Source organism: Streptomyces sp. NPDC029151, assembly GCF_055564315.1.
On the sequence record NZ_JBVHWQ010000003.1, the window covers coordinates 717,130 to 735,999 of the forward strand.

Consider the following 18,870-nt stretch of genomic DNA (forward strand, 5'->3'; position numbering starts at 1 on the left):
AGGACCGCGACCGGCAACCTTCCCAATGACCGGCGCAATCAACGCGCCAGGCGGACACGGAGCGCCGAGCACCCCCAGCACGCCCGCCGCGCCGAAGCCGCCGACACGGAGCCCCCCCCCGCCGTACACACAGGACCGCCCCACACGGAACGGCCCCCTCGCACGTCAGCCGAACGGACCCCGCACGGCCCCCGCCACGGAACCGCGACCGGCGGCCTTCCCGATGACCGGCGCAATCAACACGCCAAGCGGACACGGAGCGCCGAGCACCCCCAGCACGCCCGCCGCGCCGAAGCCGCCGACACGGAGCCCCCCCCCCGCCGTACACACAGGACCGCCCCACACGGAACGGCCCCCTCGCACGTCAGCCGAACGAACCCCGCACAGCCAGGCGAACACGGAGCGCCGAGCACCCCCAGCACGCCCGCCGCGCCGAAGCCGCCGACACGGAGCCCACCCCGCCGTACACACAGGACCGCCCCACACGGAACGGCCCCCTCGCACGTCAGCCGAACGGACCCCGCACAGCCCCCGCCACGGAACCGCGACCGGCGGCCTTCCCGATGACCGGCGCAATCAACGCGCCGGGCGGACGCGGAATGCCGAGCGTCCCGAGCGCGCCCGTCGTGCCGAGGGCGCCGGGCCGTCCGAGGCCGCCGAGCCTGTCCACGACCGGCGCCACGAGGTCGCCCGCCTTCCCCGCTGCCCGGGGGGAGCCTCCGGCCGGCCGATCCGTCCGGGCGGCGCGGATCTGTGCGGCACGCGGAGTCGCGCTCCGCCGGCCGACGTCCTGGCCGGTGCGGCCCGGTTCGCCGCGTGAGCCGCCCGTGTCCTCCTCGTGGCCGGGAGACCGCCCGGCAGGGGCGCCGGCGCGTCCACCGCGCGTGTCCGGCTCCGCCCGCCCGTCCGGCACCGTGCCGGACCGCGGCCGTCCGCCGACCGCCGCCGGCTCCAGCGCCCAGCGCTGACCGGCCGAGCCGTCGCGTTCCGCCATCTCGACCCGGGCGCCGGACCGGCGGGAGCCGGGAGCGAGGGCCAGGCCGTGGTGCCGGCGGAGCAGGATCTCGCCGCGCACGGTGACGTCGTACGACACCTCTCCGGGGGGTGCGAGGCAGTCGGCCAGCGCGACGGTCCGGGTGCGGGGGTCGGCGGCGAGGCAGAGGGCGGGGTCGGCGGCGCTGCGCAGCAGGCCGTCGTCCCGGTACGACCACTGCTGCGCGAGGGCCGTCGAGCAGGGTGCCAGCCGGACGTCCGCGCCCGCGGCCACCCGGTCGCCGCGCACGTCCAGGCACAGCCCGGAGGCGAGGCCGCGCAGGGTGCCGTGGGCGACCTCGACGGGTGCGCCGACGGAGGCGGTGGACGGGGAGGCCGCGGGTCGGGCGCCTCCCCCGTCCGGCCCTGTGGCGCCTGAGGAGGGGGCTCCCCAGGTGGCGCCGGGGGTGGGGACACCGTTGTCATCGGACCAGCTTCTGGCCACGAGGACGGTGGCGAGCAGGGCGAGGGAGACGAGTCCGACGCCGAGGGCGACGGCCTTGCGGTGGCCGGGCTCCGCCGCGGTGCGGTGCCGGCCGCCGGTGCCGGGGTCCGCGGCCGGCGCTGCCGACGGCGGCGGGGCCGGCCACGCCTCGGGGACGGCGCGTCCGGGCCGCGAGTCGAGGTAACGGCGGGCGCCCCAGCCGAGCACGGTCTCGGCGAGCAGCAGGGGCAGGCCGCCGTCGAAGAGGCCGAGTTGTTCGGCGGCGTGCCGGCAGTGGGCGCAGACCGTCAGATGCCGGCGCACGTCCGGCAGCAGGGTGCCGCCGCGGCGGAGGGGGACGTCGAGGAGCCGGTTGTGAAAACGGCATTCCGTGGTGGGCGCGAGTTCGTGGTGGGCGCGGACGCAGCCGGCGCGGAATTGCTCGCGGGCCTGCTCCAGGGCGTCCGTCGCGGTGACCGTGTCGATGCCCAGCAGACCAGCCGGTATGTTTATGGGCTCGGCCTCGACCTCGGTGTGCCAGAGAAGGCATTGGGAGGCGCCCGGTAGCGCCCGGAATGCATGGGCGGCGAGCTGCCTGTTTTCCGGCGGTCCGGGCTTCGTGGCGCGCAGCCCGCGGCCGCCGGTGGTTTTGCGCAATTCCGGCAGGGCGATACAGGCCGCGTCGTCCACGGCCCAGGCGCGGAGGAGGTCGCGTACGGCGACCAGCAGGCGCGGACGCAGGGCGCCGACGGCCGCTCCGCCCGCCGTACGGCCGAGCACCTGGTGGAAGGCCGCGGTGGCCAGCAGTTGCGCGGTGGGGCCGGCCGCGGCCAGGCAGACCACGGCGTAGTCGCGGGTGGCCCGCCAGTGCCGGGCGAGCAGCAGCGCGACGGCGTGGTGGTGGCCGTCCTCCGGGCCGCTCAGCCGGGCGACGAGCTCGCGGTCGGACTGGCCGATCGGGGCGGGCAGGGGCGGATAGGGTGGGCGTGGGGGGTAAGGGGACTGCACGGAACCATTTCCTTTCCAGCCGCAGGACGGGCATGCGCAAGGGCGTCCTGTCGGAAAGCAGTGCCTGATTGGTGCATACCTAAAGGGTTCGGTCTCGACGTCGACGTCGGCCTTTGCCCTCCCGTGGGGAGGCTCACCTTGACACACACGGCTCACCGGAAACAAGAAGCGCGAATGCCCCCGGTGGCGTGGCCGGGGAATTGACCAATGGTTACCGCCGGTATCGTCGGCGGGGCGGCTGAACGGCGGTCAACTCCCGTACGGGAAAAGCACGATGGCACACAAAAACTCCGCCTTCCCGGCACGTCCCTCAGCCGGTTCGCACCCTCCTCCAAAGCCTTCGGCGAGTGCACAGCGCGCCGGGTCGCGGTGGCGAGATCCGGCTCACCGGTGCCCTGCGGGAGCCGGCGTCCGGCGGCACCGTGCGCGGGCTGCTCGTCGACGGCTGCGGTACGCCACCGGGGACGAGTCCGGTGTCCGCGTACGGTGGTCCGCCCGGCCTGCGCCCGCCCGGGCCCCGGCTCCACCACCTGAGTGCGGGCGTTCACGGCCGGACCGCCGGGCGGGTCGGGACAGCGGCGGGCGGCCCGAGGCGGAGCCGGCCTCAGGCCGGCCGGTGCTCGCGGGGGGGACACGCGGACCACCATGGCCAGGGGGCGTCCGCCAGGCAGACCGCGCCGAGGGGGACTTAGACCGTGTCGTAGGCACCGAAGGCGTCCCGTGCGGTGCGCCGACGAACGCCGAGACGCCGGAGCCCAGTCGGTGGGCGGAGTCGGTCCAGCCGAAGACGATCGGGCCGTCGTCGTCGCGGGTCCGCCGGCACAGGGCGATGACCGGGTGGACGGTCGCGACGTCGACGAGACCGTGGACGACGGCGAAGGCGATCGGGGACGGCCGGGCCGTGGCGGTGAAGAGCAGGCGCAGGGGTGAGCAGGGCGAGGGCGCGCACGCGCAGGACCGACAGGTACAAACCGGCCCGTCCCGAGCAACGGGCCGGTTCCTCAACGGAGTCGGCCGGAGCGGCGCGGTCTCGCGCTGCTCCGGCCGTGGCGACTGACCGCGGTTCTGCGGCTCACTTCCCCTGGTCGGCCGGGCGGAGGGTCCACAGGACGCTCATCTCGCCGGTGACGGCGCCGTCCGCGCGCCGGATCTCGATCGCCACCGGGAACTCGGGGCGCTGCCCCGCGTCCAGTTCGGCGACGACCTCGGCGGCCGGGCGGCCCAGCGTGGCGGTCGCGGTGACCGCGCCCATCGCCAGCTTCTTGTAGGCGATCTCGGCCCGCACGGCGAGCGGCACGGCGCGCGAGAGCTGGTCCCCGAAGGCGGCCAGCACGATGGCGCCGCTGGCCGACTCCCCGAGGGTGAACATCGCACCGGCGTGCGGGCCGCCCACGTGGTTGTGGTACGCGCCCTGGTCCGGCAGGGACACCACGGCCCTGTCGGGCGTGGTCTCCAGGAACTCGAGGTTCAGCGTCCGGGCCATGGGCACGGTGGCGGCGAGCATCTCGCCGATCGACATCTGGTCTGCGCTCATGGCTGTCATGTTACTCACGAGTAGCGAAGGCTGACCAGTGGGGCGCACTAGGGTTACTGGCCATGTGGCCAGATCAGCAGCCGCCAGGGGGCGCGCAGAACCCGCAGGGCAACCCGCAGCAGAACCCGTACCAGCAGCCGGGTCACCCACAGCCGAACCCGTACCAGCAGCCGGACCGGCAGCAGGCGAACCCGTACCAGCAGCCCGGGTACCAGCAGTACCCGCAGGCCGGCCCGTACGGACAGCAGGCACCGTCCGGCCCTTACGGACAGCAGCAGTGGGGGCAGCCCCCCACCGTGCCCGTGCCCGCGACCGAGCCGCCGGGGGGCGGCGGCGGCCGTACGAAACTGATCGCGATCATCGCGGCCACGGCCGTGGTGGTCACCGCCGCCGTGACCGGGTACCTGGTGCTAAGCGGCTCCGACGACGAGAAGGCCGACGGCAAGGGCACAGAGACCGTGAGCGCCTCGCCGACCGCCACCTCCTCCGCCTCGCCCACGTCGTCCACGACCGACAACCCCCGCTCCAACGAGACGGAGAAGCCGACCGTCGCGGGCTGGAAGGTCGTCGTCAACCCCAAGTACGGCACGGCCTTCGAGGTGCCCGGGGACTGGGAGGTGGAGCGGCCCGGCGTCTTCTCCTTCTTCGAGGACGAGCAGAAGGGCGACGGCTCCGCGTACATCGGTTTCTCCGGCGCCTCGTTCCTGAAGCCGGACTACTGCACCTCCGACGCCGGCGGCTACAAGGCGTCGCACGCGCTCGCGGGCAGCGGAACCAAGGGCGAGAACGGCGGCAAGGACACCGCGAGCATCGCCCGCGGCGACGCGGCCGCCTTCGCGTTCGGCGGGTACACCGACCAGTCGGAGGCCGCCAAGAAGTACCTGCGGATCGGCAAGGCGAAGCCCTTCACGACGGCGTCGGGCGTCAAGGGCAGCGTCGCGACGTCGTACGTCGTCGGCGTCCCGAAGAAGAACAAGTGCGACACCGACGGCAAGGCCACCACGTTCGCCTTCAAGAACTCGGCGGGCGACTTCGTCTCCTGGACCTTCCACGGCATCAAGGGCGTCAAGGACGAGGTGCCGGACGCGACCGTCGACAAGATCCTCGGCACGGTACGGCTGCACGGCGACCCCACCACGCAGTGACCGGCAAAACCACTTGCCCGGGCGGCGGCCGGGCGGCGACAGTCGGCCGGTGACCCCCGCCTCCGGCTCCTCGCCCGCCCGCCTGCGCAGACCCGCCTGGGCGGGACGCACCTACTCCCTGCTGACCGCGGCCGCCGTCGTGACCGGTCTGGGCGCGAACGGCTCGCTCATCGCCGCCGCGTTCGCCGTGCTGGAGGCGGGCGGCGACGGCGGGGACGTCGGCCTGGTGGCCGCCGCCCGCACCCTGCCGCTGGTGGTGTTCCTGCTCATCGGCGGCGCCGTCGCCGACCGGATGCCCCGGCACCGGGTGATGGTCGCCGCCAATGCCCTCAACTGCCTCTCCCAGGCGGCCTTCGCGGCCCTCGTGCTCACCGGTGAGCCCCGGCTGTGGCAGATGATGCTGCTCACCGCGCTCGGCGGCACTGGGCAGGCGTTCTTCGGCCCGGCCGCCGAGGGCATGCTGCTGTCCTGTGTGGAGGGCGAACAGGCGGGCCGGGCGTTCGCCTTCTTCCGCATGGCCACCCAGGGCGCGGCCCTCGGCGGGGCGGCGCTCGGCGGCGCCCTGGTCGCGGCGGTCGGCCCCGGCTGGGTGCTCGCCGCCGACGCGGCGGCCTTCGCCGTCGCCGCGGCACTGCGCTCCTTCCTCGACGTCGGCCACCTCCCGCCGCGCGCGCCGGGCGAGGGCATGCTGGCCGATCTCCGGGAGGGCTGGCGGGAGTTCACCGGCCGGCCCTGGCTGTGGAGCATCGTCGTCCAGTTCTCCGTCGCCAACGCGGTGGTCGGCGCGGCCGAGGCGGTCTACGGCCCGCTCGTCGCCCGGGACAGCCTGGGCGGCGCGGGGCCCTGGGGCCTGGCCCTGGGCGCGTTCGGCGTGGGCACGGTGGCCGGCGCCCTGCTGATGACCCGCTGGAAACCCCGCCGCCTGCTGCTGGCCGGCACCCTGTGCGTCTTCCCGCTGGCGCTGCCCGCTGCCGCACTGGCCGTGCCGGTACCGGCGGGCGCGCTGTACGGGGTGATGTTCGTCGCGGGGACGACGGTGGAGGTGTTCGGCGTCTCCTGGATGACCGCGCTGCACCAGGAGATCCCCGAGGACATGCTCTCCCGGGTCTCGGCCTACGACTGGTTCGGCTCGGTCTCCCTCATGCCGCTCGCCACGGCCCTGGCCGGCCCGGCCGAGACCGCCGTCGGCCGCACCGCCGCGCTGTGGGGCTGCGCCGCCCTGGTCGTCCTGGTCACCGCCCCGGTCCTGCTGGTCCCGGGCGTCCGCACCCTGACCCGCCGCACCCGCCCGGTCACGGCCGCCCCGGACAGGGCCGACACCGGAAGTGCCGCCGGAAGAACCGGCTGAGGGCACCGCGTCGACGCCCTCACCCCGGCCACGCCAACCGAAGAGCCCCCGCACCACCCCGACACGCTCACCACACGAACCGAAGAACCCCCCGCAACCACCCCGACGCCCCCACCTCACACCGGAAACACGCACGCGGCCACCACCACCCCGACGTCAGCCGACACCGAACCCCCCACCACAAGGCCCGGCCGAGAACACCGCGTCGACGCCCTCACCCCCACCACGCCAGCCGCTGAGCCCCGCACCACCCCGACACGCTCACCACACGAACCGAAGAACCCCCGCAACCACCCCAACGCCCCCACCTCACACCGGAAACACACACGCGGCCACCGCCACCCCACGTCAGCCGATGCCGAACGCCCCGCCGGGAGGCTCGGGGGAGGGCACCGCGTCGGCGTCCTCGACCGGTCTGGCCGAGCCGGTGAACTCGCGCACGGACGCGCCGTGTTCGACCCGGGCGGGAAACGCGTCCGCGGCGCTGCGGCGGGCCATCGCGGCGATGTCCAGCGGACGGTGCGAGGCCGCGACCACCGCGTTGCCGAACCGCCGGCCACGCAGCACCGCCGGCTCGGCGATGAGCGCCAGCTCCTCGAACACCGCCGCCAGCGTGGCCAGTTGGGAGCGCAGAAAGCCGAACGGCGCCGCGTCGGCGAGGTTGGCCAGATAGACCCCGTCCGGCCGCAGCACCCGCTCGGCGGTACGGACGTAGGCGAGCGTGGTCAGGTGCGCGGGTACTCGGGACCCGCCGAACACGTCGGCGATCAGCACGTCGGCGTGATCGTCCGGCGCGTCCTCCAGCCAGGCCCGGGCGTCGGCCGCGTGCAGCGCGACACCCGAGCCCGCCGGCAGCGGCACGTGCTCGGTGACCAGCTCCAGCAGCCCCCGGTCCGCCTCGACGACGTCCTGCCGTGAGCCGGGCCGGGTGGCCGCCACATACCGGGGCAGCGTCAGCGCGCCCCCGCCGAGGTGCACCACGTCCAGCGGCACCGCCTCCGCGGAGACGGTGTCCAGCACGATCCCCAGCCGCCGCGCGTACTCGAACTCCAGGTGCTCCGGGTCGTCGAGATCGACGTACGACTGCGGCGCCCCGTCGACCGTGAGCAGCCAGGCCCGCTCCCGGTCGACGTCCGGCATCAGCTTGGCGGTGCCGTGGTCGGTGCTCCGGGAGACGGGTATCTGCTCTGTCACCCGTTCATTGTGACGCGCTCACCCCGTGGCCCGTCCCGCCGGCCCACCCCGGCGAGCGGACCACCTTTCCTCCTGGCACCTCATTCCACGGCGACGACCGTCCCCGCGCCCACGGTCCTGCCGCCCTCCCGGACGGCGAACCCGAGCCCGGGCTCCAGGGGCACCTCCCGCCCCAGCTCCACGCTCATCTCCACCGTCTCCCCGGGCCGTACGACCCCCGTCTCCCCCAGGTCCACGACCCCCACCACATCCGCGGTCCGGATGTGGAACTGCGGCCGGTACCCGCTGGAGACCGGTGTCGTACGGCCCCCCTCCCGCCCGGAGAGCACATGGACCCGGGCCGTGAAGCGGCGGCTCGGCACCACGCTCCCCGGCGCCGCCACCACGTGCCCGCGCCGGACCGCGTCCCGTGGCACACCCCGCAGCAGCAACGCCACGTTGTCCCCGGCCCGCGCCTCCTCCATCGGCTTGCCGAAGGTCTCGATCCCGGTGACCACGGTCTCCACGTCCGCGCCCGGCACCGCCACGCGGTCCCCCGGCCGGAGCGTCCCGCGTTCGACCGCACCGGTCACGACGGTCCCGCGCCCGGTGATGGTCAGCACGTTCTCGACGGGCAGCAGGAACGGCGCGTCCGGACACCGCTCCGGCAACGGCACGTACGTGTCCACCGCGTCGAGCAGCGCCTCGATCGACGCCGTCCAGCGCGGGTCGCCCTCCAGCGCCCGCAGCCCGGAGACCCGTACGACGGGTACCGCGTCACCGGGGTAGCCCTGGGCGGTGAGCAGGTCGCGGACCTCCAGCTCGACCAGGTCGGCGAGTTCCTCGTCCCCGGCGTCGGCCTTGTTCAGCGCGACCACGATGTGGTCGACGCCCACCTGCCGGGCGAGCAGCACGTGCTCGGCGGTCTGCGGCATGATCCCGTCGAGCGCGGAGACGACGAGGATCGCCCCGTCGAGCTGGGCGGCGCCGGTGACCATGTTCTTGACGTAGTCGGCGTGGCCCGGCATGTCGACGTGGGCGTAGTGCCGGGTGTCGGTCTCGTACTCGACGTGGGCGATGTTGATGGTGATGCCGCGGGCGGCCTCCTCCGGGGCGCGGTCGATGCGGTGGGACGGCACGAAGGTGCCGGTGCCGCGCTCGGCGAGGATCTTGGTGATGGCGGCGGTCAGGGTCGTCTTGCCGTGGTCGACGTGACCCATGGTGCCGATGTTCAGGTGCGGCTTGGTGCGCACGTAGGCCGTTTTGGACATGGCTGTACCTCGGAGCCTCTCAGCCGTGACGAAGGATGCGGGACCCCGGGGACCGCCCGACCCTCCCCCTGCGGGGTCCGCCGGACGATCCGGAGAGGGTCAGCTTCGGGCGCCGTCGACAGCGGCCACGAGAAGCGGAACGGCAGCCTTCGGCGCGTCCGCGACGGCGGATGCGGCGAGAAGGAAGGCGTACCGGAACATGCGTCGATCATTGCCGACGGTTCGTACGGAGTCGAGTGGTTTTCGGTAATCGCACACACATTCGGAATTGAGGGCGGGGAACGGGCCCCGGCGGGGCTTGCACCCCCCTCCGCACCGGCGTTACCTGGAATCACAGGGGTGGCGCCCGACGTGGAGGTGACAGACGTGAAAGCCGTCGTCTACGAAGAGCCGTTCAGCGTGGTGGTGAAGGACGTCCAGGACCCCGGCATCCAGCACCCGAACGACGTGATCGTGCGCGTCACGTCGACCGCGATATGCGGCTCGGACCTGCACATGTACGAGGGCCGCACCGCGGCCGAGTCGGGCATCGTCTTCGGACACGAGAACCTCGGCATCGTCGAGGAGGTCGGCAGCGGTGTGACCTCCCTGTCCGAGGGTGACCGCGTCGTGATGCCCTTCAACGTCGCCTGCGGCTTCTGCAAGAACTGCCTCGCCGGGAAGACCGGGTTCTGCCTGACGGTCAACCCGGGATTCGCCGGCGGCGCCTACGGCTATGTGGCGATGGGCCCGTTCATCGGCGGCCAGGCCGAACGGCTGCGGGTGCCCTACGCCGACTTCAACTGCCTCAAGCTGCCACCGGGAGAGGAGTTCGAGACCGACTTCGTCCTGCTCGCCGACATCTTCCCGACCGGCTACCACGGGTGCGAGCTCGCCCAGGTGACCCCCGGGGAGTCCGTGGCCGTCTACGGCGCCGGACCGGTGGGCCTGATGGCCGCCTACTCGGCGCTGCTGCGCGGTGCGTCGAAGGTCTTCTCCGTCGACCGCGTGCCGGAACGGCTCGCCAAGGCCGAGGAGATAGGGGCCATCCCCATCGACTTCACCAAGGGCGACCCGGCCGAGCAGATCAAGGAACAGACCGGAGGTGAGGGAACCGACAAGGGTGTCGACGCCGTCGGCTACCAGGCCCAGGCACACGACACCAGCCACGAGGAACCCGCCATCGTCCTCAACGAACTGGTCGAGACGGTACGGCCGACGGGCATGCTCGGCATACCGGGCCTGTACGTGCCCTCGGACCCCGGCGGGCCGGACGAGCACGCCCGGCACGGCCAGTTGCTGGTCTCCATCGGCCGGATGTTCGAGAAGGGCCAGCAGATGGGCACGGGTCAGTGCAACGTCAAGCGGTACAACCGCCAGCTGCGCGACCTGATCATCGCCGGGCGCGCCAAGCCCAGCTTCGTGGTCTCCCACGAGCTGCCGCTGGACCAGGCACCGCAGGCGTACGAGAAGTTCGACAAGCGGGTCGAGGGCTACACCAAGGTGGTCCTGCACCCCGGTCACGCTCTCGCCGCATGAGTCACGGACAACGGCTCACGGGTCCGGGCGCCAGCGACGCCCGGACCCTTCCTCGTCCAGCGGGCCTCCCCCCGCCCTCCGGCCCTCCTCCCGCCCCCGCCCTTGCCCCGTCCGCTACTTGACGGCGATCACACACTTCGTCGGTTAGTGTCGTCGGATGCTCGATGCCAACCGCTCTGGCACCGCCACGGCCTCTCCCCGGGCCGCCGCCACGGAGCTTGCCGTCCCCGTCCCGCCCCCGCTGCGCCGCGGGGGCCTCGTCGCCGCCTGCACCCGGGTGCTGTTCTCCCCCTACGCCCGGCTCTCCCTGCTGCTCGCGCTGCTGGCCGGCGCGGCCGCCTGCGTGCTGCTGTTCGAGCCGCAGCGGCTGCTGACGCACGGCTGGCCGCCACAGCTCGGCGGCGCCGCGGCGGCCGTGGTGTTCGGAGCCGCGTACGGACTGTGCACGGTGGCGTTCGTCCCGCGCCCCTTGCTGAACCTGGCCGCGGGCGCGCTGTTCGGCTCGCAGCTGGGACTGGTGACGGCGCTCGCGGGCACGGTGCTCGGTGCCGGGGTGGCGTTCGGGCTGGGCCGGCTGCTCGGGCAGGACGCGCTGCGCCCGCTGCTGCGGGGCCGCTGGCTGCGGGCGGCCGACGGGCAGCTCAGCCGGCACGGGTTCCGCTCCATGCTGGCCCTGCGGCTCTTCCCCGGGGTGCCGTTCTGGGCGGCCAACTACTGCGCGGCCGTCTCCCGCATGGGCTGGCTGCCCTTCCTGCTGGCCACCGGGCTCGGCTCGATCCCGAACACGGCCGCCTACGCCGTCGCCGGCGCCCGCGCCTCGGCACCGACCTCCCCCGCCTTCCTGATCGCGATGGCCTGTATCGCCCTGCCGGCGCTGGCGGGCACGGTGCTGGCCTGGCGCAAGCGTCACCAGCTGCGCGGCCGGTGAGCGATGTGGTCCAGCATCATCGCCGTGGCCGGCACGCTGCTCGGCGGGGCGTTCACCGCGCTGCTCCAGTCCCGGCGTGAACGGTCCGCCCGCGCCGAACGGCGGGCGGAGGCGCTGCGCGTGGCGCTGGGGGAACTGGTGGCGGCCCTCGGCGACCACCGGCGGGCCCTGTGGCACCGTGAGGACCTGCGGCTGAACGGCGCGGCCCCGGAGGCCGTCGAGGCGGCGCGCGCGGCGACCCACGCCACCCGCTCCGCCGTGACCGCCCCCCTGGTCGCGGTCTGCGTCCTCCAACCCGCCCTCACGGAACCGGCCCGCAGAGCGGCTCTGGCCGCGTTCGCCCTGCGGGACGCCCCCGACCTCACCACCCTGGCCACCCGCCGCGAGGCCGCCATCACGGCGACGGACGAACTGGTTGGTGGCGGCGGCGGGCCGGGCCTTGTCCTGGTGACGGCCACCGGACACCGAGAACCCGGCCGAGCGGCACCACGGGCCCGCTGCCCCGCCGCCCCGGTGCCGACGGGACCCCGGGCGACCGGCACACGAGCCCGCCGCGCCACCGCCCCGCGCCGACGGGAGCCCCGGCGGCCGGCGGTACGGCCCCGCTGACGGCGGGAACGCGACGGATCCCTCGCTCAGACCCTTTCCAGGATCATCGCGTTGGCGAGGCCGCCCGCCTCGCACATGGTCTGCAGGGCGTAGCGGGCGCCGCGTTCGCGCATCGCGTGGACCAGGGTCGTGGTCAGCCGGGTGCCGCTCGCGCCGAGCGGGTGGCCGAGGGCGATCGCGCCGCCGTGCACGTTGACCTTGGCGAGGTCGGCGCCGGTCTCCTGCTGCCAGGCGAGCACCACGCTGGAGAAGGCCTCGTTGACCTCGAACAGATCGATGTCGGCCAGGCTCAGACCCGCCCGGCGCAGCACCTTCTCGGTGGCCGGGACGACCCCGGTGAGCATGAGCAGCGGGTCGGAACCGGTCACGGCGAAGCTGTGCAGACGGGCCAGCGGGCGCAGGCCGAGCCGGGCGGCGGTCTCGCCGGAGGTGATCAGGACGGCGGCGGCACCGTCGTTGACCGGGCTCGCGTTGCCCGCCGTGACGTTCCACTCGATCTGCGGGAAACGCTCGGCGAAAGCGGGGTCGTGGTAGGCGGGCTTGAGTCCGGCGAGGATGTCCGGGGTGGTGTCCGGGCGGACGCACTCGTCGCGGGCGACACCGTCGAGCGGCGCGATCTCCGCGTCGAAGAGCCCGGACCGCCACGCGGCGGCGGCCTTGCGGTGCGAGGAGACCGCGAACTCGTCCATCCGGGCCCGGGTGAGGGACCACTTGGCGGCGATGAGTTCGGCGCTGATCCCCTGCGGTACCAGGCCCTCCGGGTAGCGCTCGGCGACACCGGGCCCGAACGGGTCCTTGCCCGGGGGCACGTTGGACCACATGGGCACCCGGCTCATCGACTCCACACCACAGGCGACCACGAGGTCGTACGCCCCCGAGATCACTCCCTGCGCGGCGAAGTGCACGGCCTGCTGGGAGGAGCCGCACTGGCGGTCCACGGTGGTCGCCGGGACCGACTCGGGCAGGCCGGCGGCGAGCACGGCGTACCGGGTGGTGTTCATGGCCTGCTCGCCGACCTGGTCGACGGTGCCGCCGATCACGTCGTCGATCAGCACCGGGTCGACGCCGGAGCGCTCGACCAGGGTGCGCAGGGTGTGCGCGAGGAGCTGCACGGGGTGGACGTGGGCGAGGGAGCCGTTCGGCTTGCCCTTGCCGACGGGGGTGCGAACGGCTTCGACGACGACTGCGTCTCGCATGGGGCGGGCCTCCAACGTGACCTGACCGGACGTGCGGTGATCGCAAGGGCTACCAGCGAATACCGGTGAGTAGGAAATCCGAACTCACCATAACTCTTTGAGTTGGAAAATCAAACCCTCGTCTAGACTGGCCGCATGGCCGCCACGAAGGACCCGCGCCCCTGCTCCATCGCCGACGCCCTCGCACTGGTCGGCGAGAAGTACTCCCTGCTCGTCCTGCGCGAGGTGTGCCTCGGCAACGGCCGCTTCGACCAGCTCGTCCGCAACACCGGCGCCCCGCGCGACATCCTGTCCGCCCGGCTGCGCCGGCTCGTGGAGGCCGGAATCCTCACCAAGCGCCTCTACAGCGAGCGCCCCCAGCGGTTCGAGTACCGGCCCACGCAGGCGGGACTGGAGCTGGAGCCGGTCCTGATGACCCTCAAGGAGTGGGGCGACCGGCATCTCCGCAAGGGCGCCGACCTGCCGATGGTCGTCGAGCACTCCTGTGGCGAGGAACTGGTCCCGGTGGTCACGTGCCAGGCCTGCGGGGACCCGGTGCGTCACGAGGACCTGACGGCACGTCCGCAGGCCCCGGGCTGGAACCTGGCCGGCCCCACGGCGGCCTAGCCGGTCCCCGCCGCACACGCCCGGGAGGGACCGGAGAGGCCTGTCCGGCCCCTGTTGCCGCGCTGCCGGACGGGCCCGCTACGCTTCGTCCGTCACATGATCACCTCGTCTTCAAACAGCGCTTGGACGTCATACCTTCATGTCTTGGTTCGAATCCCTCGTCCTCGGACTCGTCCAGGGGCTGACCGAGTTCCTGCCCGTCTCCTCCAGCGCGCACCTGCGGCTGACCGCGGCGTTCTCGGGCTGGAAGGACCCGGGCGCGGCCTTCACCGCCATCACGCAGATCGGCACGGAGACCGCGGTCCTCATCTACTTCCGCAAGGACATCGGGCGGATCGTCTCGTCCTGGTTCCGCTCGCTGTTCGACAAGGCGATGCGGCACGACCACGACGCGCAGATGGGCTGGCTGGTGATCGTGGGCTCCATCCCGATCGGGGTGCTGGGCGTGACGCTGAAGGACCAGATCGAGGGGCCGTTCCGTGATCTGCGGGTCACCGCCACCATGCTCATCGTCGTCGGCCTGGTCATCGGCATCGCCGACCGGATGGCGGCCCGCGACGAGACCGGCCGCCGGCACCGGGCGCCCAAGCAGCGCAAGACACTGGAGAACCTGGGGATCAAGGACGGCCTGGTCTTCGGCCTCTGCCAGGCCTGCGCCCTCATCCCCGGCGTCTCCCGCTCCGGCGCGACCATCAGCGGCGGCCTGTTCATGGGCTACAAGCGCGAGGCCGCGGCCCGCTACTCCTTCCTCCTCGCCATCCCCGCCGTCCTCGCCTCCGGCGCCTTCGAGGTGAAGGACTCCCTCGGCGAGGGCCACGTGGACTGGCCGCCGACCCTCTTCGCCACGGTGATCGCCTTCGCCTCCGGCTACGCGGTCATCGCCTGGTTCATGAAGTGGATCTCCAACAAGAGCTTCATGCCGTTCGTCTGGTACCGCGTCGCCCTCGGCATCGCGATCATCGCGCTGGTCGGCGCGGGCGTCCTGAGCCCGCACGCGGCGGAGTCGGCGGGCTGACGGCCCGCCCCACCGCCCCTGTTTCGGACATCTTCCGTACGGCCGCGACCTGCCCGCGACCTGGGCGGCGCGCGGGTGACGCCGGGCAGTCCGGGGCCGGCGAAGCGCCACCGGGCGGCGGCGGTGACCAACCCCATACCTTCTGCGTAGCCGCGCGGTAGCGGGCTGTCAGTGCCTGCCCCTAGGCTGGTCCGCATGTCCCCCGAATCCCCGCCCCCTGGTTCCGTGCGGTCTGCCGCCGAGGTGAACGAGCAGATCCGGGCGCTGTGGCTGCGTGCGGGCGGCACCCTGTCGGCCCAGGAGCGCGCGGAGTACGAGCTGTTGGTGATCGAGTGGGCCGCGGCGATCCGCGGACAGGTCATCGAGGCGGCCTGACGGCCGCGGGCGCCGTGCGGCTACGCCCGCAGGTGCGCCAGCGCCTCGTCGGGTGCCGGATACGGCGTCTCCCGCGGCAGCAGCCCGCTCGCCCGCTCCGGTTCGCCCGCCCGCACCAGGGCGTGGATCTCCGCGGCCAGCGGGGTGACGTCCTCGATGCCGACGATCCACTCGTCGGCGTACCGGGCCGCCGCCTCCCCGGACAGGCCCAGCTGCAGGGAGCGGTACGGCAGCGGGTTGAGGTGCAGGTCCCGCTCCGGGTCCCACTGCACCCGGGCCGGGCTGCTCCGCAACCGCCGTTTCCAGGCGTCCTGGTCCGTGTGGAGCGCGGGCACGTAGTGGGACAGGCAGGAGTGGCGCAGCGCCCACTCGAAGCCCTCGCGGCTGATGTCGACGGCGAGGACGGTCTCCTGGCCCTCCTTGGTGCCCCAGCCGCAGCGGTACATCATCCAGAGGAAGGACGGCTTGATCCAGGTCATCCGGTCCCGCTTCCAGGCGGACGGGAAGCGCCCGGTGCGGGCGGCCGGACGGCCGATCCCCGGGCGGTAGGCCTGGTACACGGTGACCGTGGTGTCGGTGTACCTGGCACGGATACGGAACGTGGGCTCGGTCGCGGTCGTTTCGTCGTTCACGGGGACAGCGTCGGCCGCCGCACACGTCCCGCACCACCGAATATTCACCCCGCACACCTCTTGGCTCCGGCCCCGGCGTGCCCAACACTTGGCCGATGACGCAGCGTGCGGAGTTCGCGACCGTGAGGGACCGGCTGGCCGTGGACGACCTGGTCACCGCGTACGCGGTGGCGGTGGACGACGGCGACTGGGCGGCGTACCGGGACCTGTTCACGGCGGACGGCCGGGCCGACTACCGCTCGGCCGGCGGTATCGAGGGCGACGCGGGCCGGGTCGCCGCCTGGCTCGCCGAGAGCCTGGCCCGGTTCGCCATGCGCCAGCACCTGATCGTCAACCGCCAGGTGCGCTTCGCCGTCCTGGACCACGACACCGGCGACACCGCCCGCGTGCGCGCCGACTACCTCAACCCCATGCGCCTCGGCCCCCCGCACCCGAGCGCCGCCGACGGCTCCGCCGCCCCGGACCTGGAGTGCGGCGGACGGTACGAGTTCGGACTCCTGCGCACACCGGAGGGCTGGCGGCTGAGCGAGGTCGTCGTCCACGAGAAGTGGCGCCGGACGCCCCGCCTCCGGCCGCCCCACCCGGGCTGAAACGCGCACCGCTCCGCATCCGTGCGCACACTGGAGCCCTCGCTGGGTAGGGAGGCTTCCTATGAGGATGATCGACCACTGGCTGACCTCCCCGTGGCGCCGCTCGGCCGCCGCGGCCCTGGCCGGCGCCCTTCCCGTGCTCGCGTTCCCCGCTCCCTCCCTGTGGTGGTTCGCCTACGTCGCCCTGGTGCCGTGGATCCTGCTGGCCCGCTCGGCGCCGACCGGGCGGCGGGCCCTGTACGACGGCTGGTGGGGCGGCATCGGCTTCCTGGTGGCGGTGCACCACTGGCTGCTGCCCAGCCTGCACGTGTTCATCTTCCTGATCGCCGCGCTGCTGGGCCTGCTCTGGGCGCCCTGGGGCTGGCTGGTCAGCCGGTATCTGGGCGGGGTGCCGTCCCCGGGACGGGCGGCCGTCGCGCTGCTGGTGCTGCCGTCGGCCTGGCTCGCGGTGGAGCTGGTCCGCTCCTGGCAGGGCCTCGGCGGGCCGTGGGGGATGCTCGGTGCCAGCCAGTGGCAGGTGGAACCGGCGCTGCGGCTGGCCTCGGTCGGCGGGGTGTGGCTGCTCAGCTTCCTGGTGGTGGCCGTCAACGTCGCCGTGGCCGTGCTGCTCGCCGTCCGCGAGTCACGGGTGCCGGCCGTGGCCTCGCTGGTCGCCACGGCCGCCGCGGCCTCGGCCACGTGGGCGTGGGCGCCGCGCCCGGACGTCGGCCAGCGGGTGCGGATCGCCGTCGTCCAGCCGGGGATCGTGGCCGGGCAGGACAGCGGCGACAAGCGGTTCGACCGGGAGGAGCGGCTGACCCGGCGGCTCGCCGGACAGGACGTCGACCTGGTCGTGTGGGGCGAGTCCAGCGTCGGCTTCGACCTGGACGACCGCCCCGACCTGGCCCGGCGGCTGACCGCGCTGTCCCGCGAGACCGGGGCCGACGTGCTGGTGAACGTGGACGCCCGCCGCTCCGACCGGCCCGGCATCTACAAGAGTTCGGTACTGGTCGGCCCCCACGGTCTGACCGGCGACCGGTACGACAAGATGCGGCTGGTGCCGTTCGGCGAGTACATACCGGCCCGTTCGCTGCTCGGCTGGGCCACCTCGGTGGGCCGGGCCGCCGGCGAGGACCGGCGGCGCGGCACCGCGCAGACCCTGATGGACGTCGGGCACGGGCTGCGCGTCGGCCCGCTGATCTGCTTCGAGACCGCGTTCCCCGACATGAGCCGGCACCTCGCCGAGGACGGCGCGGACGTCCTCCTCGGCCAGTCCTCCACCTCGTCCTTCCAGCACAGCTGGGCACCGGAGCAGCACGCCTCACTGGCCGCGCTGCGGGCCGCCGAGACCGGCCGGCCGGTGGTGCACGCCACGCTCACCGGCGTCTCGGCGGTGTACGGCCCGGACGGGCGGCGCCTCGGCCCGTGGCTCGGCACCGGCGCGAGCACCGCGCGGGTGTACGACGTACCGCTCGCGCACGGCGTCACGCCGTACGCCCGCCACGGCGACTGGCCGGTGCACGCCGCACTGCTGGTGCTGGCCGTGTGGGGCGTGACCGAGGGGGCGCGGGCGCTCAGGCCGCGCCGCGGCGCTCCTGAACCGCTCGCACCACCCGCTCGCACAGCTCATGAGTCGCCAGCGCGTCCTTCGCGCTGAGCACCTGGCCGGCCCGTACGGCGTCGAGGAAGGCGAGGACCACCTGCTCGATGCCGCGCTGCCGGGCCACCGGCACCCAGTCGCCGCGCCGGCGCACCGTGGGCTGCCCCTTGTGGTCGATCATCTCCGCGAGGTTGACCACCTGGCGCTTGGTGTCCTGCCCGGACACCTCCAGGATCTCCTCGGTGGAGCCGTTGAGCCGGTTCATCATCCCGATGGCGGTGAAGCCGTCACCGGCGAGCTGGAGCACGAGGTGGTGGACCAGGCCGTCCTCCACGCGGGCCCGGACGGTCACGTCCTCGACGGGGCCCGGCACCAGGAAGCGCAGGGTGTCGACGACGTGGACGAAGTCGTCCAGGACCATCGAGCGGGGTTCCTCCGGCAGCCCGATCCGGTTCTTCTGCATGAGGATCAGCTCGCGCGGGTGGTCCAGGCACTGGAGGTACCCGGGGGCGTACCGGCGGTTGAAGCCGACGAACAGCGAGACGCCGCGCCGCTCGGCCAGGCCGACCAGCCGCTCGGAGTCGGCGACTTGGTAGGCGAGCGGCTTGTCCACGTACGTCGGCACGCCGGCCTCCAGCAGCCGGGTGACGATCTCGGGGTGCACGGCGGTCGGCGCGTGCACGAAGGCCGCGTCGAGGCCGGCGCCGAGCAGCGAGTCCAGGGTGGTGTGCCGCTGCTCGCGCGGCAGGTGCAGGGTGTCGGCGACCCGGTCCAGGGTGGCGGGCGTACGGGTCTGCAGGTGCAGTTCGACTCCCGGCTGCGTGCCGAGCACCGGCAGGTAGGCCTTCTGCGCGATGTCCCCGAGTCCGATGCAGCCGACCTTCACG

Annotated in this window: 17 protein-coding genes; 10 read left to right on the plus strand and 7 right to left on the minus strand. The window is 73.6% G+C overall.

What is annotated here, in order from left to right:
• Positions 1-505 precede the first annotated feature (505 nt).
• Together ACZ4VF_RS16210 and ACZ4VF_RS16215 are read right to left on the minus strand one after the other, a co-directional pair.
• Positions 506-2,464 (minus strand): RICIN domain-containing protein, encoded by a 1,959-nt coding sequence (locus ACZ4VF_RS16210; RefSeq protein ID WP_467926475.1) that lies wholly within the window; start codon positions 2,462-2,464, stop codon positions 506-508.
• 1,072 nt (positions 2,465-3,536) lie between these two features.
• Positions 3,537-3,998, minus strand: a complete 462-nt coding sequence (locus tag ACZ4VF_RS16215) for a DUF4442 domain-containing protein (RefSeq protein ID WP_467926476.1) — start codon at positions 3,996-3,998, stop codon at positions 3,537-3,539.
• A gap of 62 nt (positions 3,999-4,060) precedes the next feature.
• Between ACZ4VF_RS16215 and ACZ4VF_RS16220 the strand changes: the two genes are divergently transcribed.
• Both ACZ4VF_RS16220 and ACZ4VF_RS16225 read left to right on the plus strand, forming a co-directional pair.
• Positions 4,061-5,143 (plus strand): DUF8017 domain-containing protein, encoded by a 1,083-nt coding sequence (locus tag ACZ4VF_RS16220; RefSeq protein WP_467926477.1) that lies wholly within the window; start codon positions 4,061-4,063, stop codon positions 5,141-5,143.
• A 49-nt stretch (positions 5,144-5,192) separates the two neighbouring features.
• The gene (locus tag ACZ4VF_RS16225; RefSeq protein WP_467926479.1) at positions 5,193-6,491 is read left to right on the plus strand and encodes an MFS transporter; all 1,299 of its coding nucleotides are present in this window, start codon (positions 5,193-5,195) and stop codon (positions 6,489-6,491) included.
• Positions 6,492-6,839: 348 nt separating this feature from the next.
• Here the strand turns inward: ACZ4VF_RS16225 and ACZ4VF_RS16230 are convergent, their stop codons facing one another.
• Together ACZ4VF_RS16230 and tuf are read right to left on the minus strand one after the other, a co-directional pair.
• Positions 6,840-7,685, minus strand: a complete 846-nt coding sequence (locus ACZ4VF_RS16230; RefSeq protein WP_467926480.1) for a spermidine synthase — start codon at positions 7,683-7,685, stop codon at positions 6,840-6,842.
• An 80-nt stretch (positions 7,686-7,765) separates the two neighbouring features.
• Complete coding sequence (gene tuf, locus ACZ4VF_RS16235; RefSeq protein WP_467926481.1) at positions 7,766-8,935, minus strand: elongation factor Tu; 1,170 nt, start codon at positions 8,933-8,935, stop codon at positions 7,766-7,768.
• A 366-nt stretch (positions 8,936-9,301) separates the two neighbouring features.
• Here tuf and ACZ4VF_RS16240 point away from each other — a divergent pair, with 366 nt between their 5' ends.
• The 3 genes from ACZ4VF_RS16240 to ACZ4VF_RS16250 all read left to right on the plus strand — a co-directional run bounded on the left by ACZ4VF_RS16240 (position 9,302) and on the right by ACZ4VF_RS16250 (position 11,990).
• The gene (locus ACZ4VF_RS16240) at positions 9,302-10,453 is read left to right on the plus strand and encodes a glutathione-independent formaldehyde dehydrogenase (protein ID WP_467926483.1); all 1,152 of its coding nucleotides are present in this window, start codon (positions 9,302-9,304) and stop codon (positions 10,451-10,453) included.
• A 157-nt stretch (positions 10,454-10,610) separates the two neighbouring features.
• Positions 10,611-11,381, plus strand: a complete 771-nt coding sequence (locus ACZ4VF_RS16245) for a TVP38/TMEM64 family protein (RefSeq protein ID WP_467926484.1) — start codon at positions 10,611-10,613, stop codon at positions 11,379-11,381.
• Between the two features lie 3 nt (positions 11,382-11,384).
• Complete coding sequence (locus tag ACZ4VF_RS16250; protein WP_467926485.1) at positions 11,385-11,990, plus strand: protein kilB; 606 nt, start codon at positions 11,385-11,387, stop codon at positions 11,988-11,990.
• Positions 11,991-12,016: 26 nt separating this feature from the next.
• Here ACZ4VF_RS16250 and ACZ4VF_RS16255 read toward each other — a convergent pair whose 3' ends face one another.
• Entirely contained in the window at positions 12,017-13,186 is a 1,170-nt protein-coding gene (locus ACZ4VF_RS16255; RefSeq protein ID WP_467926487.1) for a thiolase family protein, read from the minus strand.
• Between the two features lie 135 nt (positions 13,187-13,321).
• Here ACZ4VF_RS16255 and ACZ4VF_RS16260 point away from each other — a divergent pair, with 135 nt between their 5' ends.
• From ACZ4VF_RS16260 to ACZ4VF_RS16270, 3 genes are all read left to right on the plus strand, one after another.
• On the plus strand, positions 13,322-13,792 hold the full coding sequence (locus ACZ4VF_RS16260) for a winged helix-turn-helix transcriptional regulator (RefSeq protein WP_467926488.1): 471 nt from the start codon (positions 13,322-13,324) through the stop codon (positions 13,790-13,792).
• Positions 13,793-13,931: 139 nt separating this feature from the next.
• Entirely contained in the window at positions 13,932-14,807 is an 876-nt protein-coding gene (locus ACZ4VF_RS16265) for an undecaprenyl-diphosphate phosphatase (protein WP_467926489.1), read from the plus strand.
• 195 nt (positions 14,808-15,002) lie between these two features.
• Positions 15,003-15,182 (plus strand): hypothetical protein, encoded by a 180-nt coding sequence (locus tag ACZ4VF_RS16270; protein ID WP_467926490.1) that lies wholly within the window; start codon positions 15,003-15,005, stop codon positions 15,180-15,182.
• A 20-nt stretch (positions 15,183-15,202) separates the two neighbouring features.
• Here the strand turns inward: ACZ4VF_RS16270 and ACZ4VF_RS16275 are convergent, their stop codons facing one another.
• Complete coding sequence (locus ACZ4VF_RS16275) at positions 15,203-15,814, minus strand: DUF4291 domain-containing protein (RefSeq protein WP_467926492.1); 612 nt, start codon at positions 15,812-15,814, stop codon at positions 15,203-15,205.
• Positions 15,815-15,909: 95 nt separating this feature from the next.
• On the opposite strand from ACZ4VF_RS16275, the gene ACZ4VF_RS16280 reads away from it, so the two are divergent.
• Together ACZ4VF_RS16280 and lnt are read left to right on the plus strand one after the other, a co-directional pair.
• Positions 15,910-16,404: a nuclear transport factor 2 family protein gene (locus tag ACZ4VF_RS16280; RefSeq protein ID WP_467926493.1), complete on the plus strand. Its 495-nt coding sequence runs from the start codon at positions 15,910-15,912 to the stop codon at positions 16,402-16,404.
• Positions 16,405-16,465: 61 nt separating this feature from the next.
• Entirely contained in the window at positions 16,466-18,040 is a 1,575-nt protein-coding gene (lnt, locus tag ACZ4VF_RS16285; RefSeq protein ID WP_467926494.1) for an apolipoprotein N-acyltransferase, read from the plus strand.
• On the opposite strand, the gene ACZ4VF_RS16290 is transcribed toward lnt, so the two are convergent.
• The gene (locus tag ACZ4VF_RS16290) at positions 17,958-18,869 is read right to left on the minus strand and encodes a Gfo/Idh/MocA family protein (RefSeq protein WP_467926496.1); all 912 of its coding nucleotides are present in this window, start codon (positions 18,867-18,869) and stop codon (positions 17,958-17,960) included. The two genes, lnt and ACZ4VF_RS16290, sit on opposite strands and share 83 nt — an antisense overlap.
• Position 18,870 lies beyond the last annotated feature (1 nt).